Genomic DNA, 15,360 nt, shown 5'->3' with positions numbered 1-15,360 from the left:
ATGTAAATTATGTAAACTTTTGTACGAGAGAGAGGGAACTGGGCGGCAAATCTTGCCTTGAATCCCATTTTTTTGCCCCTTCTCCGGTCTTCCCCGTTCCTTGCCACTCTTGGGAGATGAGATGGTAGCCATGCACAACCGGCCTTCCCCCAGGGGCCGTCGTTCGGCAGCGCCAGCCTCTCAGCCGCCGACGACTTATCCTGAAGTTGAAATTGCCTTGTGATAACCGACCAAAAACATCGCCCTGGGTGCATCCTTCTCCCGACGGTCCGGGCGATGCCGCCACATACCCGCGGGACATTCAAAACGGCCAGGAAACAGTCTGCCGCCTACCGCGCACTGCCCCTGTTCCCCGAAGTTGGCCTTGTCGTGTGTGTGATTGGCCCAGTCGCTTTGGCGCGGACAAAAGGCTAACGGCCTTCAGCTCCAGCCGATTAGAGCCGTCACGATGGATCAGACCATATGGCAATGCGCCCACGAAACCCCATGGTCAATAGACCAACCGCGTCGCGTTGCTTTCCAGGTCAAGCCTGAGCTTGGTAAACGCCCCGGCCAGGAGACGGCCGTCGCCCGGAGCAAAGGTTGCCCCAGGCGCAGCCTCCTTGCCGTTCCAAGCCGCAAACCGGACAGTCAACGTATTGTCCCCAGGCTGGCCCTCCAGGCGCAGATGCCGGGCGACACTCGGCGACAACCACTTGTCAGCCGGCAGTTCCCGGATTTCCTCCAACGGACGGCCGTTAAACAGAAGCTCCACCGTCTGGCCTGGGATGGGATTGTTGATGGCGAGATCTGCGGTCACGACGCCGGCTTGAGGCAGTGTGAACCGAAGGGTGGTTGCCTCTCCCAAGGCCCAACGCCACTGCCCCGCTTCCCCCTGTTCCACTGGACCAACCCCTTCTTCATGCACGTCCAGGCTGGAGGAACCCAGGATTTCGGCCGCAATGGCGTTGGCATACATCGATATCGCCTTGAGTCGAACAAAAGCGCCCGAGTTGCCGGTCATGCTCGGCCAGAACACGTGGGGTTCGAGGGTGAACTGGCATTCCAGACGGGAAAACGGCTTGTCCGGGCGCAAAATGACGGTTCGCACGGCTTCGGGCTCGTTGCCCTGGCTCTCGAAAGCGACCAGGGGCGGCTCGCCGTCAAAGGCATAGGTCATGCGCAGCACATTGCCGGCCACAGGATTGGAATAGGGAACGGTCAGGCGGACAAACAACGGGCTGGGGACGGATGTGGGACTCTCGATCACGTAGCGCAGGCTTCCCGGCCCATCGCCTGTTTCGGGGACAAGACTCCCCCCGAACATACTCACGAGATTGGCCCCGGCGATAGCATCGCATTGCCGGGCAATATCCCAAGGCGTCATCGCCAGGGTGTCGCGCCAGGGCAACTGCGGGCCAAGACGCGGCCGGGCATGGTTCATGGCGGCATGGTAGACGGTCCCCCCGGCCAGGGGCGTGATTTCCTGGAGCATATCAAAATGCGCCAGGAATTCCGGGGCATTCTGGGCCAAGTGGCCAAAACTGCCGTATGATACGAAATCCACAGCGACCTGCTGGCCGATGGTCACGGTCCGATGGCGCAGAGGGTCGGGGACGTTGTAGCGCGAGGCGTACCAGTCGATGGCGTCAAGATCCGAGAGTTCGGTGTAGGCAACAAGCGCGCCGGGCCGCAAAATGGCCGGCAGCTCCCGGGCCTGCTGTTTGTAGTTGGCGCTGTGGCTTTGCTGCTCATAGTACCGTGCCCGGCCAAAACCCAAAATAGCCCCGGTTGCCGCGATGCCCAGCACCACCGCCGCAACCGGGGCGAGACGACGCGGCCGGACCAAGGCGTCCAGACAGGCCCCGGCCATGAGACACAGATACGGTACGGCAAAGCTGAGATGCCAAGCATTGAAATAGGAGTTGTAACGGGCCAGGGCGAGCAGGATCACCGGCCCGGCCACCGTGGCCAGGGCCAGAATGGCCAACCGGCGATCCCGTCTGGCTAAAAGCACGGTCCCGAGCCCGGTCAGAATCAGGATGCCTGCCCGGGCCACAAGACTCGACCCATCGCCGAAAAAGGCCCAAGCCAACCTGTCCAGGCCCAACAACGCCGTCGAGGCCACGCTTCCTTTGGTCAGGGTGTTGGGACTTGCATGAAAAAAGGCCCAAGTTGTGGCCACGGCCACGGCGCTGCCCAGGGTGTAGACCGCCAACTGGCCCCAGGGACGCCCTCGCCGCCGCAACAAAAAACAGATGACGGCAAAAAGCCCCTGCACGGCCAGAATCAAAATGCCCAAATAATGCAGGGGAACGTATCCCCAGGTGGCGGCGGTCAGCCCGGCCACTGTGCCTGCCTTGGGCCGTTCACACCAGCGCAGCAGGAAATAGGCGGACAGGAGGGAGAAAAAAATGACCAGGGCATAGGGCCTGACCTGGCGCGCATACTGGATCATCGAACCGTCGATGGCCAGGACGGCGGCGGCAAAAAGGGCTGTCGTCCGCCCGACCCGGGGAGCGGCCAGGGCATACAGGAGGGGGACAGACGCGATGCCGGCCAGCGTTGCCGGCAGACGCAAGGCAAAATCCGAATCCCCTATCCCCAACACGAGCTTGAGCAGCAGGTAAAACGCCGGGGGATGAAAGTCGTCCGTTGCGGCCCGGGCCAGGATGTCGCCAATCGGAGTGACCGCATTGAGCGGCACCAGGATCTCGTCCCACCACATGGACGGCGTTTCCAGCTGATACAGGCGCACCACTGCGGCAATCAGGGTCAGAAGGGCCAACGCCCATCCACCGCGGGGCAGAGTTGCGTCGGATGGCGTTTGTTGCGGCAACGGCGTCATGCGACCTTCTTCCGGGCCGACCTCGTGGGGTTGGCGATCACGGCTATTGTTTAGGGACCAGACGCAATTTGCGGATAAACAGACTCATGGGCCGAATGTCCGTCGGGGCAAAGGTGACTGTGCCGTGGTTCCAGTGGGTGTAGGCAATAATAACGTCGTTTGGGCCTGCCCGTCCGGCGACGGGCAGCCGAAGGCTGTGTTGGCTGCCGGCATCGAGGTCGTTGAGCGAAGAGATGATTTCCCCATTGGCCGCAACCACAACATTTTGTCCGGGGAGCGTATTGTCAAAATCGAATTCCAACCACAGGGGCATGGCCTGGGCCAGAGTAAAGGTCAGGGTACTGCTCGGGCCAAGGCCCCAGCGCCAAATATTGGCCTCATTATGTTCAATCTTGCCGAGATTTATTTCCTGCTGGTTGGCAACCACCGGCGAGGCGTCAAAGCGCCCTGCCGGCACAATCTCCAGGTCGAACCCCCGAAATGCGGCCGTTTCCAGATTGCCGCCGGGATAGCGGGCTGTCAGGTCGGCGCAGATGGTTTCCAGGGTCAGGGTCAGGGTCTTATACGGGGCTTCGCGCACAAGGGAGACTGTTTTCGCCTCAGCTGGGTCAGGCCCCCTTGAGGTCAAAAGCGGCACGGGCGGCTCATCGTCAAAGCGAGCGGCAAAGGCCATGGTGCTGCCCTGCCCCTGGTTTTTGTATTCGAAAACGAATTGGAGTTGCTGCGGTCCGGGGCCGGCCGCATTGTCCAGTCGGTAGGACAGCCGGGCCGGCTGGTTGTTGCGGGTGGCGATGGCCTCCCCGCCCCAGTAGGGATTCACCGTCATGTCCGTAACGGTCTCCACCTGCTGGTAGAAAGCCGGAAAAGCCGCGCGCCGGCGGACATGGTAGGGCACGGAATGAATGCTTGGCGGCGCTTCACGTCGGATGGGCACATGGTACAGGGCGCCGTTCAATACTGGTTCGACAGACTCGATGGGGCCAACGGCCTCCCGAAATGCTTCTTCGGTCTGGCCCAGGTGGCCCCAGTTCTTGTCCGGGGCAAAAAAGGTCACCTGATAGTCGCCGCTGGCGGCATCCAGGGATTGGCTGCGAAAGGGGTTGGTCGCCACATACTGGTCGAGATACCAGGACACGGCATTGATCGTTCCCTGGTCGGCGCCAACGATCCTGTCTCCGGGACGCAGCCGTTGGGCCAGTTCCTTGGCCATCGGCTTGAAGTCGGTGTTAAAGACCGGATGATGGTAGCTCGTCTCGTCGTAGTAGGCGGCCCTGTGTCCGAAATACAAGTCGCCGCCCTGTCCCAGAGCCAGGGCCAGGGCCAGCGGCATGGCCCAGCCCGGACGCGGTAGCAAGCGTCCGACATGGCCGATGAGTACGGCCGCCAGTACCGTCATATACAGAAAATGGCGCGGCGAGAAATAGGCGGTCTTGCGCATGCAAAAAAGAACAAAGGCCGGTATGGCGGCCAGAAGCAGGCAGGCGCACAGTTCACGGGGGGTCTTTTTCCACATGACGGTCCCGCCGGCCACCAAGAGCGTCCCGACCCCTAGGCGCATGGCCCAATCGTCGTGGCTCCAGAGCACATGGGCGCTGTAGGCAACGATCAGCTGTCCGATTTCGCCCCATCCCGCCTTGAAACCGAAAATCGACAGCGTTGTCTGGCTCGGCAGAAAGAACAAGAACAGCACAGGCAGAGCCACGGCCGCCGTCCCCAGACCGAAAACGACCAATTGGCGCAGACTGACTCCCTGACCGTGGGGACGCCAGTACAAGGCCAGGACGAGGCCTTCGGCCAGCACAATCTGGAACGTGAAATAATGCAGGAGAAAAAGCGGCACGTTTAGGGCCAAAACGGCCACCAAGTCGGCGTTTCTGCGTTCCCGAAGGAAGCGCAGAAAATAGAACAGGGAGAGGGTGAAGAGAAAGACCAGGATGGCATAGGGCCGAACCTGGCGCACATGCCAGACCTGCATGGCGCTGCCGGCCAGAAAACCGGCGGCAAGAAGGCCTACGGACCGGTCATAGAGCCGGCCAAAGAGCCGCCAGGCCGCATAGACCGTGGCCAGTCCAAAAACGACCGAGGGCAGGCGCAAAGCAACATCCGACACCCCCACCCCTTCCACGAGCTTGATACACAGGTGGTACAGGGGCGGGTGCATCTCGCAGTGGCGCGAGAAATCGAGAATATAGGCAACCGGGAAGGCGGCTGTCAGCGGGACGAGGATTTCGTCCCACCACTGGGATGGTGCCCCCAGATGGTACAGTCGAAGGCTCGCGGCCACGACCAGAATGCCGCCAAGGGTCAGCCGCCACGCCCAGATGGCGCTGGCAGAAGAAGCCTCGCCTGACGCGGGCAGAATATGCTGTTTGGCCATGGTGTCTCGTGCCGGACCCAGCGCAGACGCAACGGTCGGCAAGAGCCTGGATGGCGTCGCAATGACTCCGCCCTTGCTGTCAGGCCTTCGGCAAGACGCGCGGTCCGGGGATGGGGCCGGTTGCGGCGTTTACTCGGCGCGGCCGTCCTTGACCTGTTCGGTCGCCGTGCCCTGCTCCATGGACTGGGTGCGGCTGGCTTCCAGGCGCTTGACGAAGGTGTCGCGGCATTCATAGCTGCAAAAGGCATAGACGTTGTTGCCGTCGCGGGCTCGGATATTGGCGTCGGCCGGAACATAGGTGCCACAGATCGGGTCTTTGACCATCTCGCCTGTGGCAGCCATACGCTTTTTGGTTTCCGCTTCCTGGTCTTTTTTCCGGCCACGGTCGCCAATAAACAGCTTATACAGGATAAATCCGGCCACGATCAGTATGAGCCAACGGTACATATCGCTCCTCCCTGCGCCTGATTCGGGGCAGGTCACTCGGATTGTCTTACAATTTTCCCGGCATCTTTGGAAGGTCTATTCGCCAGCGCCTGAGTCACGTTTCCTCCCTGCCCGTCCGGAATAGGCAGATCCTTCCCGATGTCGGCCAGAGGGACCAGCACGAACGCGCGCTGGCGCAGCCGGGGATGGGGAATGATCAGGTCCGGCTCGTCAAGGCGCATCTCGCCGAAAAGCAGGATGTCGAGATCAAGCGTGCGAGGGCCAAACGGACGCTTCGGGTCGCGCACCCGGCCAAGACTGTGTTCAATGGCCAAGAGCGCTTCCAGGAGTTGCCTGGGCGACCAGGACGGGCCAAGGGCCAGGGCCACAACCTGGTTGAGATAGCGCGGCTGGGCGGCATCCCCCCAGGGTTCGGTCTCATATATGGGGCTGGCGGCCGTGATGACGGCCCCCGGGAGCGCGGCAAGACGCTCCCGGGCCGTTTGCAGAATAGCCAGCCGGTCTCCCAGATTGGAGCCGAGGCCGATATGCGCGGTTACAGTTTGGCGATGCGTGACAGGGCCTCCTCCAGACGGGCCACCGGGACCGTCATGGCGATACGGAAAAAGCCCTCGCCGGGCGCGCCAAAGCCGTTGCCCGGGGTCAGCACCACGCCGGTCTCCTGGAGCACCTTGGTGACAAAGGCGGCCGAGGTGTGGCCGGCCGGGGTCTTGCACCACAGGTAAAACGAGGCCTTGGGCGTGCGGCAGGCAATGCCCATCTTGGCCAGGGCGGCCACGGCCACATCCCGGCGTTCCTTGTAGATGCCCCGGAACTGTTCGGCAAAGGGTTCGCCCTTGGCCAGGGCGGCGATGCCGGCTTCCTGCACAGCCTGGAAGATGCCGGAGTCCACGTTTTCCTTGATCTTGCCCAGGCCCTTGACCAGTTGTTCGTTGCCAACGGCCATGCCGATGCGCCAGCCGGTCATGTTATAGGTCTTGGACAGGGAGTGAAACTCGATGGCCACCTCGCGTGCGCCCTCGATCTCCAGGATCGACATGGGCTTTTCCGCCGGGTTGTAGTACATCTCGGTGTAGGCGGCATCGGAGACCACGATGGTCTTGGTGGCCTTGGCCTTGGCCACGAGCTTCTCGTAGAAGGCGCGCGGAGCCACGGCCGAGGTGGGATTGTTGGGATAATTGACGAAGATCATCTTGGCCCTGGCCCATTCGGCCTCGGTCAGGCTGTCGAGATCGGGCAGATAGTCATTGGCGTCGGTGAGCGGCAACACCTTGACCTCGCCGCCGCAAAAGCCCGTGGCCACCGGATAGACCGGGTAGTTGGGCGAGCAGACGATAACCAGATCGCCGGGGTTGACGAAGGCCAGCGGAAAGTGGGCAATGCCTTCCTTGGAGCCGATCAGGCTCACCACTTCGCGGGCCGGGTCCAGGGTTACGCCAAAGCGGGTCTTGTACCAGTCGGCCACGGCTGTCCGGAAGGCAAGCAGACCGACATAGTCGGGATACTGGTGATTTTCGGGCTTTTTCGCTCCGGCGCACAGGGCCTCGACGATGAAATCCGGGGTGGGCAGATCCGGATCGCCGATGCCAAGGGAAATGATATCCACGCCACGGGCCCTGACTTCGGCCTTGACGCGGTCGATCTCGGCAAACAGATACGGAGGCAGCGCGGCCACGCGGTCGGCCATGGGAAATTCGATCATGACGGCTCCTTTGGGCGTGTGTCCCCGCCTTGCGGCGGCAGGCCGGTTACAGTAATGAAGAGCAAAAGCCCGTGTCAAGCCGTCTGCCCTGCCCGGCAGTCCGTTTTTGGCCGGGCACAATCGAGCCAAGGTACCTGATTGTTCCCATGACCACCCATGAGACGCCCCCTGCCCCTCCCCGTCCGGCCCATCCCTGGGTCGACCGCTACCTGGAACATCTGGTGGTGGCCAAGGGGCTGTCCGAGCATTCCATCGTGGCTTATTCCACCGACATCACAGGTTTTTTAACTTTTTTAAACGACCATGCCGGGACGCTCGAGGGCGTGAGCGACGAGACCGTGCTGCTTTATCTCATGCATCTGCGCTCCCGTGGCCTGGCCAGTCGTTCGCTGGCCCGGCATCTTTCGGCCCTGCGCGGATTTTTCGCCTTTGCCGCCGACGAGTCCTGGCTGCCCGGGTCCCCGGCGGCGCTGATCGAAAACCCCAAGTTGCCGCGTCTGCTTCCCGACGTCCTGTCCCGCGAGGACATGGCCCGCCTGCTCGAGGCTCCGGACACGACCACGCCTCTTGGCTACCGCGACCGGACCATGCTCGAGCTGCTCTACGCCGCCGGCCTTCGCGTCTCGGAACTGGTGGGCCTGACGCTCGGCGATTTCGACGCCCAGGCCGGGTTGCTGCGGGTGTTCGGCAAGGGGGCCAAGGAGCGCCTGACCCCCATCCACGCTCTGGCCACGGAGTTTCTCTCCACGTATATCACCACGGTGCGCGGCGCGTTTTCTCCCAAAGACCAACATGTCTTTCTCAACCGCTCCGGCCGGGGACTCACTCGGCAGGCGGTCTGGAAAGGCATCAAGCGCTACGCCCTGGCCGCAAACGTCTCCACCCGCATTTCGCCCCACAGTCTGCGCCATTCCTTTGCCACCCATCTGCTCGACGGCGGGGCCGATCTGCGCACCGTGCAGATGCTTCTCGGCCATGCCGACATCAGCGCCACGGAAATTTATACCCATGTCCAGGCCGGCCGCCTGCTCGCCGTCCACCGCGCCCATCACCCCAGGTCCCGTGAGCGGGACAAAGGTTAAAGCAATACTTTATCTATGAGCTCCTCGTCCAAACCCGAACTCCTGGCAGCCCCCACTATTATCACCGGCCACGCCAATGCCGATTTCGACTGTCTGGCCGCCATCATCGCCGCCGGCAAGCTCTACCCCGGCGCGACCCTGATCTTTCCGGGCAGCCAGGAAAAAAATCTCCGGCACTTTTTTATCCAAAGCGCCACCTACATGTTCAATTTCAAGAGCTTCAAGGAGATTGATCCGGAGAGTGTGCGCACGCTCGTCATGGTCGATACCCGCCAGCGTTCCCGCGTGCCGCACATTGAGGCCGTTTTTTCTACCCCCGGCCTCGTCATCCACTGCTACGACCACCATCCCGACACCGACGAGGACGTGGCGGCCGAAATCTCCGTGGTCAAGAACTGGGGCTCCACTACGGCCATCCTCATGGCCGAGATCATGGAGCGCGATCTGACGCTGACCCCGGACGAAGCCACCATCCTCGGCCTTGGCATGTACGAGGATACAGGCTCGTTCACCTTCGCCTCCACCACCGAGCACGATCTGGCGGCCGCAGCCTGGCTGCGGGCCAGGGGCATGGACGTCGGCGTCATTGCCGACCTCATGACCCGGGAGCTGTCGTCAGAGCAGATCACCATTATGAGCCAACTCATCGAGACGGCCCAGACCCACGATATAAACGGCGTGGAGGTGGTCATTGCCGAGGCCACGTCGGATCAGTACATCGGCGATTTCGCCCTGCTCGTGCACAAGTTTTTAGACATGGAGAACCTGCGCGTCCTCTTCGCCATCGGACTCATGAACGACCGGGTGCATCTGGTCGCCCGCTCGCGCACGCCAGACGTGGACGTGGGCAAGATTTGCGCCTCGCTTGGCGGCGGCGGCCATCCCTATGCCGCCTCGGCCTCCATCAAGGACATGACGCTCACCCAGGTGCGCGAGGAACTCTTCGGCCTGCTCTATTCCCAGATCAATCCGCAGGTCCACGCCAGACAACTCATGAGCAAGCCTGCCGTTTCCATTGAGGATACCGCCACCATGCGCCGGGCCGAGGAGATCATGACCCGCTACGGCCTAAAAGCCCTGCCGGTCGTGGCCAAAGGCGGCCGGCGGTGTGTCGGAGTCATCGAGCACGACATCATGGACAAGGCCATCAATCATGGCCTGGGCGAGGTGCCGGTCGGCGACTACATGATCCGCGACCCGGCCCTCATTACCCCGGACACCGATCTGTACGCGGTCATGGAGATTATCCTTGGCCGCCGCCAGCGCCTTGCTCCGGTGGTGGAAGACGGCAAGCTCACCGGCGTCGTCACCCGCACCGATCTGGTCAACACCCTGGTCAAGGAACCGGCCCGCATCCCGGAAGCCCTGCTGCCCGAGCGCAAGAAAGAGCGCAATATCGGGGGGATCCTGCGCGAACGGCTGCCCAAAAAACTCCTGGAGCTCCTTCAGAAGGCCGGTACGTTGGGACACGAGCGCGGGCAGGCCGTCTATGTCGTTGGCGGCTTTGTCCGGGACCTGCTGCTCAAACACCCCAATTTCGACGTGGACCTGGTGGTCGAGGGCGACGGCATTGCCTTTGCGGCCGCAATGGCCCGGATCTACGGCGGCCGCTACAAGGCCCATCCCAAATTCAAAACAGCCGTCATCATTCTGCCCGACGGCCAGCGCGTGGACGTGGCCACAGCCCGGCTGGAATACTACGAATACCCGGCTGCTCTGCCTACGGTTGAGCTTTCCTCGATCAAAATGGACCTCTATCGCCGGGATTTTACGGTCAATGCCCTGGCCGTGCATCTGTCTCCGGATCGTTTCGGCGATCTGGTGGATTTCTTTGGCGCACAGCGCGACATCAAAGACCGGGTGCTGCGGGTGCTCCATTCCTTGAGCTTTGTCGAAGACCCGACCCGCATCGTGCGCGCCATCCGCTTCAGCGAACGCTTCGGCTTTCGGATCGGCGGACAGACCGACCGGTTGATCAAGAACGCCGTGCGCCACAGCTTCTTCCACAAGCTGTCCGGTTCCCGGGTCATGCACGAATTACGGATTATTTTCGAAGAAAAAACTCCGCTGTCCTGCCTGCGCCGGATGCAGGAGTATAAGCTGCTGGCCGCCGTCCACCCGCTGCTGGCGCTCACACCGTCCAAGGAAGCTGTGCTCTTGGAGGTGGAAAACGTGGTCAACTGGTACCGCCTGCTCTACATCGAACCCCAGCCGCAAGTCTGGTTGCTCTACTTCCTGGCCCTATGCACCGGGCTTGACCCGGAGCAGTTTGCCATCATTGCCCGGCGGCTCAATTTCTCCAAGCGTGTAGCCGGCGACATCGCCGCGCTTCGTCAGCAGATCCGCGACACGGCCCAGGGCATTTTCAATTGGGAATATCACAAGGGGCCGCTGTCCGACCTCTATTTCCTGCTGGAGCCGTTGCCCCTTGAGGGCGCGCTCTATCTCATGGCCCGAAACCCCCGGGAGCCGCTCCAGAAATACGTATCCATGCACCTGACCACGTTGCGTCACAAGCGAGTGGAGGTGACGGGCAACGACCTCAAAAAGCTCGGCGTCGAGGCCGGGCCCCGCTACGCCGATATTCTGCGCCGGGTGCTTGGAGCGGCCATCGACGGCCAGGCCGTATGCCGGGCCGAGCAGCTCGAACTGGCCAGACGTCTGGCCCGGGGCGAACCGCTTGCCCCCATCCTGGACCGTCCCCCGGGCGGGGAGCGCTGCCAGTTGCCCGAGGAACAGATACCCTCCGAAAGTTGACCACACCGCAGTCGGAGCAACGGGAATTTTCGTCAAGCCTATGCTTCGGCTGTCCCTGCCAACAGCCGACCGGATTGGCACCCAACGCGCCCCAAACCCCTTTAAAAACTCTTCCCGTTGGGGGGTCCGGGGGCCTCAGGCCCCCGGCCGCCGGAGGCCTCTTCTGCCTTCTCCTCTCGCGTTCCCCCGGCCGGGACGTGTCTCGACATTTGCCGCGCTTGGGCCTAAATTGGGTTGCTGCACCCGTCACCTTCAATCAATGCCAAGTCCAAGGATACTCCCATGCCCTGCCCTCGTTTTACCGTTACGGGTCCTGGCGACTTCGGGCCGCTTCGCTCCCTGCTCGCCACACGCGAAGAAGCCGCCGGCGACGCCGCTCAGAAAGTCGAGCGCATCCTGGCCGACGTGGCCGCCCGCGGCGATGCCGCTCTGGTGGAACTGACCCGCGATTTTGACTGCAAAGGCTTTGCGGCCGACTGTCTGCGCGTGACCGAAGCCGACATCCAGGCCGGCCGCGGGGCCATACCGGCCGCTGATCTGGCTATCATCGAGGAAGCTGCCGCCAATATCCGGTCCTTCCATGAGCGCCAGAAAGAGCAGTCCTGGTGGGTACCCTCGGCCGACGGCACCATGCTTGGCCAGATCGTCACTCCGGTGGATGCAGCCGGCTGCTACGTCCCGGGCGGGCGCGGCGGCGAAACCCCCCTTATTTCCAGCCTGCTGATGAATGTCCTTCCGGCCCAGGTGGCCGGCGTACCGCGTATCGTGGTCGTCTCCCCGCCTCGGGCCGACGGAACGCTCAATCCCTATATTCTGGCTGCCGCCGCCGTGTGCGGCGTCACCGAACTCTACCGGGTGGGCAGCGCCTGGGCTATTGCCGCCCTGGCCTACGGGACCGCCTCCATTGCCCCGGTGGATGTGGTGGTCGGACCGGGCAACATCTACGTCACCACGGCCAAGCGGCTTTTAATCGGCCGCATCGGCATTGATATGATCGCCGGCCCGAGTGAGATCGCCATCCTGGCCGATACAACGGCCAACCCGGACTGGCTGGCCGCGGACATGCTCTCCCAGGCCGAGCATGACCCCATGGCAGCGGCCGTGTGCGTCAGTGACGACACGACCCTGCTTGACGCCGTGTGCGCGGCGCTCACCCGCCAACTGGCCGATCTGCCGCGAAACGACATCGCTGCGACATCCCTTCGCCACTACGGCGCGTTGGTTGCCGTGCCGGATATGGCCGTCGGCATGGACCTTATTAACGCCATAGCACCGGAACACTTCGAGCTGTGCGTGGCCGATCCCTGGGCCTTTGTGGGCAAGGTGCGCCATGCCGGAGCGGTCTTCATGGGCCATCATTGCCCGGAACCGGTGGGCGACTATTTCGCCGGTCCCAACCATGTGCTCCCGACCATGGGCACGGCCCGGTTCTCCTCAGCCCTGTCGGTTGCGACCTTTACCAAGAAAACAAGCCTTATTGCCGCTGCTCCGGGCTATGTCGCCGCCCATGGGGCCAAGATCGCCCGACTGGCGAGGCTGGAAAATCTCGAAGCCCACGCCCGCAGCGTGGAATGCCGCTTCAAAGCCTAAGTGAGGAAGTCATCATGCACGCCGTCATTGAAACCGACATCAAGGCCTATCCCCTGCTCTCCCGCGGCAAGGTCCGGGACATCTACGAGCTGTCCCCGGAGAGCCTGCTTATTGTCACCACCGACCGCATTTCGGCCTACGACGTCATCATGCCCGATCCCATCCCGCTGAAGGGCGTGATCCTCAACCAGATCACCCTTTTTTGGATGGATATGTTCAAGGACCTGATCCCGAACCATCTGCTGGCCACGACCACGGCCGCATTCCCGGCTCCCCTGGCCCCCTACGCCGAGGATCTGGCCGGGAGGGCGGTGGTGGCCAAAAAAGCCAAGCCGCTGCCCATTGAATGCATCGTGCGCGGCTTTATCACCGGCTCGGGCCTCAAGGACTACCAGGCTACGGGCAAAGTCTGCGGCCACGCCCTGCCGGCCGGGCTGGTGGAATCACAAATCCTGCCTGAACCCATCTTCACGCCGTCGACCAAGGCCGAACTCGGGTCCCATGACGAGAACATCACCCGGGACGCGGCCAGAACACTCCTTGGGACCGCGCTTTTTGACAAGGTCGAGGCCGTCAGTCTGGCCATGTACGCCAAGGCCCGGGATTTTGCCCGGGAGCGCGGCATCATCATCGCCGACACCAAGTTCGAGTTCGGCCTGCTTGGCGACGAACTGATCCTGATCGACGAGGTGCTCACCCCGGATTCCTCGCGTTTCTGGCCGGCCGAAGGCTACGTTGCCGGCAAGTCCCAGCCGAGCTACGACAAGCAGTATCTGCGCGACTGGCTGACCTCCGTCGGTTTTAACAAACAGCCGCCGGCGCCGCGCCTGCCCGAGGACGTCATGGCCCGGACCCAGGAAAAGTACCTGACGGCCTACGAAGTGCTGACCGGAAAAAAGTTGGCCTAACGAGCATTTTTTGCTTGCCAAGGTCAAGGGTCTTGGCTAGATAGCAGTGCTTCGCGGAGAGGTGTCCGAGCGGCCGAAGGAGTACGATTGGAAATCGTATGTACCTTAACGGGTACCGAGGGTTCAAATCCCTCCCTCTCCGCCACGAATTTTGGGGAAGTCGGATGGCGGTTTCGCCGCCAACCCCGTCAGGTCCGAAAGGAAGCAGCGGTAACGGTTGGAGCCGGGTGTCCGGCTTCCCTTGAAAGCGCGAGGCAACTCGCGCTTTTTTTTATTTTTCCGATTTTCCTGATCTATTTTTCTGCTGCGCTGCCAAGATCTCCGGCATCCTGACCTCAATCCAGTCGGCCAAGGCTTCCACTTTGCGGCCGATTTCCTCGCCGAGCGGCGTCAGTCGGTATTCGACGTGGGGAGGCACAACCGGATAGGAGATTCGCTCAACGAAACCGTCGCCTTCTAGCCATTGCAGCGTCTGCGCCAGCATTTTTTCGCTTATGCCGTTGACCTTGCGGCGCAAGTCGCTGAAGCGAAGGGTTCCGCCAAGCAGGGCCACGAGCAGCAGGACGCCCCAGCGACTGGTGACGTGTTTGAGCACAGCCCGGGACGGGCATTTTTCGGAAAATATCTGGCCGCGCTGCATCAGTTTGGCGAAGCCGGGAAATTGGCGATCATCACGCATTTGCACTTACCTTTTTGTGCGTACTTACTAAAAGTTTGCTTCGTCGCTATTCTGCTGATTCTCCCAATCAAAAGAAAGGAGTTTCATCATGATTGTTGTGACCGGAGCCTCAGGCCAGCTTGGCCGCCTTGTCATCGAAGCCTTACTGCAAAAGGCGCCTACCGAAGAGATCGTCGCTGCCGTCCGCAATCCCAGGCGTGTTGACGAGTTCCTGGCTCGCGGTGTCCAGGTTCGTCAGGCTGATTACGACCAGCCTGAGAGCCTGGCTGCCGCTTTCAAAGGTGCCGACAAACTGCTGCTGATTTCCTCCAGCGAGGTCGGCCGCCGGACGCCACAGCACCGCGCGGTCATTACTGCGGCCAAGGCGGCCGGTGTCGGTCTGCTGGCGTACACGAGTATCCTGCACGCCGATACGTCCCCGTTGCCTCTGGCCGCCGAGCACAAGGAAACGGAAAGCCTGATCCGCGCTTCCGGTCTGCCGGCGGTGATTTTACGCAACAGCTGGTATACCGAAAATTATTTAGCCGGCATCCCGGCTGCACTCCAATACGGCGTCCTGCTGGGCAGCGCCGGCGAAGGAAGAATCGCGTCGGCGGCGCGCGCTGATTATGCCGAGGCTGCCGCTGTGGCGCTGACACGGGACAACCAGGTTGGCCGCATCTATGAACTGGCGGGCGACGAGTCCTACTCACTGGACGAACTCGCTCAGGCCATTGCCCGGCAATCGGGCAAGGCCGTGGTTTATCGGAATCTGCCTGGAGGCGAGTTCAGGGGGGCTTTGATTGACGCCGGCTTGCCGGAAGGTTTGGCGACCCTGTTGGCCGAATCGGATGTCGGCGCGTCAAAAGGCGGCCTCTTCGATGACAGCCGCCAGTTGAGCAGGCTGATCGGTCGGCCGACAACGAAGCTCGCTGCGATGATTAGTCAGAAACTCGCGTCCGCTGCTTAAGGGACGGGTGGACCGGGGCAATCCGGTCCACCCGTTTTCTTG

At 62.1% G+C, this 15,360-nt stretch carries 11 protein-coding genes, 1 tRNA gene and 1 other RNA gene; 7 read left to right on the top strand and 6 right to left on the bottom strand.

Features of this window, described 5'->3' with window-relative positions:
• Nucleotides 1-490: 490 nt before the first annotated feature.
• The 5 genes from NY78_RS00560 to NY78_RS00540 all read right to left on the bottom strand — a co-directional run bounded on the left by NY78_RS00560 (nucleotide 491) and on the right by NY78_RS00540 (nucleotide 7,353).
• Nucleotides 491-2,767, bottom strand: a complete 2,277-nt coding sequence (locus NY78_RS00560) for a glycosyltransferase family 39 protein (protein WP_043630457.1) — start codon at nucleotides 2,765-2,767, stop codon at nucleotides 491-493.
• 103 nt (nucleotides 2,768-2,870) lie between these two features.
• A complete protein-coding gene (locus NY78_RS00555; RefSeq protein WP_047959959.1) occupies nucleotides 2,871-5,204 on the bottom strand; it encodes a glycosyltransferase family 39 protein in 2,334 nt (777 codons plus the stop codon).
• 129 nt (nucleotides 5,205-5,333) lie between these two features.
• Nucleotides 5,334-5,651 (bottom strand): transcriptional regulator, encoded by a 318-nt coding sequence (locus NY78_RS00550; RefSeq protein ID WP_043630455.1) that lies wholly within the window; start codon nucleotides 5,649-5,651, stop codon nucleotides 5,334-5,336.
• A gap of 32 nt (nucleotides 5,652-5,683) precedes the next feature.
• Nucleotides 5,684-6,178, bottom strand: a complete 495-nt coding sequence (gene folK, locus NY78_RS00545; protein WP_082139842.1) for a 2-amino-4-hydroxy-6-hydroxymethyldihydropteridine diphosphokinase — start codon at nucleotides 6,176-6,178, stop codon at nucleotides 5,684-5,686.
• Between the two features lie 8 nt (nucleotides 6,179-6,186).
• Complete coding sequence (locus NY78_RS00540; RefSeq protein WP_043630453.1) at nucleotides 6,187-7,353, bottom strand: pyridoxal phosphate-dependent aminotransferase; 1,167 nt, start codon at nucleotides 7,351-7,353, stop codon at nucleotides 6,187-6,189.
• Between the two features lie 146 nt (nucleotides 7,354-7,499).
• Between NY78_RS00540 and xerD the strand changes: the two genes are divergently transcribed.
• The 6 genes from xerD to ffs all read left to right on the top strand — a co-directional run bounded on the left by xerD (nucleotide 7,500) and on the right by ffs (nucleotide 13,937).
• Nucleotides 7,500-8,435 (top strand): site-specific tyrosine recombinase XerD, encoded by a 936-nt coding sequence (gene xerD / locus NY78_RS00535; protein WP_043630451.1) that lies wholly within the window; start codon nucleotides 7,500-7,502, stop codon nucleotides 8,433-8,435.
• Nucleotides 8,436-8,450: 15 nt separating this feature from the next.
• Nucleotides 8,451-11,192: a CBS domain-containing protein gene (locus tag NY78_RS00530; RefSeq protein WP_047959958.1), complete on the top strand. Its 2,742-nt coding sequence runs from the start codon at nucleotides 8,451-8,453 to the stop codon at nucleotides 11,190-11,192.
• A gap of 282 nt (nucleotides 11,193-11,474) precedes the next feature.
• Complete coding sequence (gene hisD, locus NY78_RS00525; RefSeq protein ID WP_043630450.1) at nucleotides 11,475-12,782, top strand: histidinol dehydrogenase; 1,308 nt, start codon at nucleotides 11,475-11,477, stop codon at nucleotides 12,780-12,782.
• Nucleotides 12,783-12,796: 14 nt separating this feature from the next.
• Complete coding sequence (locus NY78_RS00520; protein ID WP_043630448.1) at nucleotides 12,797-13,690, top strand: phosphoribosylaminoimidazolesuccinocarboxamide synthase; 894 nt, start codon at nucleotides 12,797-12,799, stop codon at nucleotides 13,688-13,690.
• A gap of 55 nt (nucleotides 13,691-13,745) precedes the next feature.
• Nucleotides 13,746-13,835: transfer RNA gene (locus tag NY78_RS00515), tRNA-Ser, on the top strand.
• Between the two features lie 6 nt (nucleotides 13,836-13,841).
• Nucleotides 13,842-13,937: signal recognition particle sRNA small type (gene ffs / locus NY78_RS23400), an RNA gene on the top strand.
• A gap of 24 nt (nucleotides 13,938-13,961) precedes the next feature.
• Here the strand turns inward: ffs and NY78_RS00510 are convergent.
• Entirely contained in the window at nucleotides 13,962-14,369 is a 408-nt protein-coding gene (locus NY78_RS00510; protein ID WP_043630446.1) for a winged helix-turn-helix transcriptional regulator, read from the bottom strand.
• An 88-nt stretch (nucleotides 14,370-14,457) separates the two neighbouring features.
• Between NY78_RS00510 and NY78_RS00505 the strand changes: the two genes are divergently transcribed.
• Nucleotides 14,458-15,318: an SDR family oxidoreductase gene (locus NY78_RS00505; protein ID WP_043630444.1), complete on the top strand. Its 861-nt coding sequence runs from the start codon at nucleotides 14,458-14,460 to the stop codon at nucleotides 15,316-15,318.
• Nucleotides 15,319-15,360 lie beyond the last annotated feature (42 nt).

Source organism: Desulfovibrio sp. TomC (assembly GCF_000801335.2).
In the GTDB taxonomy this organism is placed as follows: domain Bacteria; phylum Desulfobacterota; class Desulfovibrionia; order Desulfovibrionales; family Desulfovibrionaceae; genus Solidesulfovibrio.
Note: the sequence above shows the minus strand (reverse complement) of the source record. Positions and strands in the feature narration are given on the sequence as shown.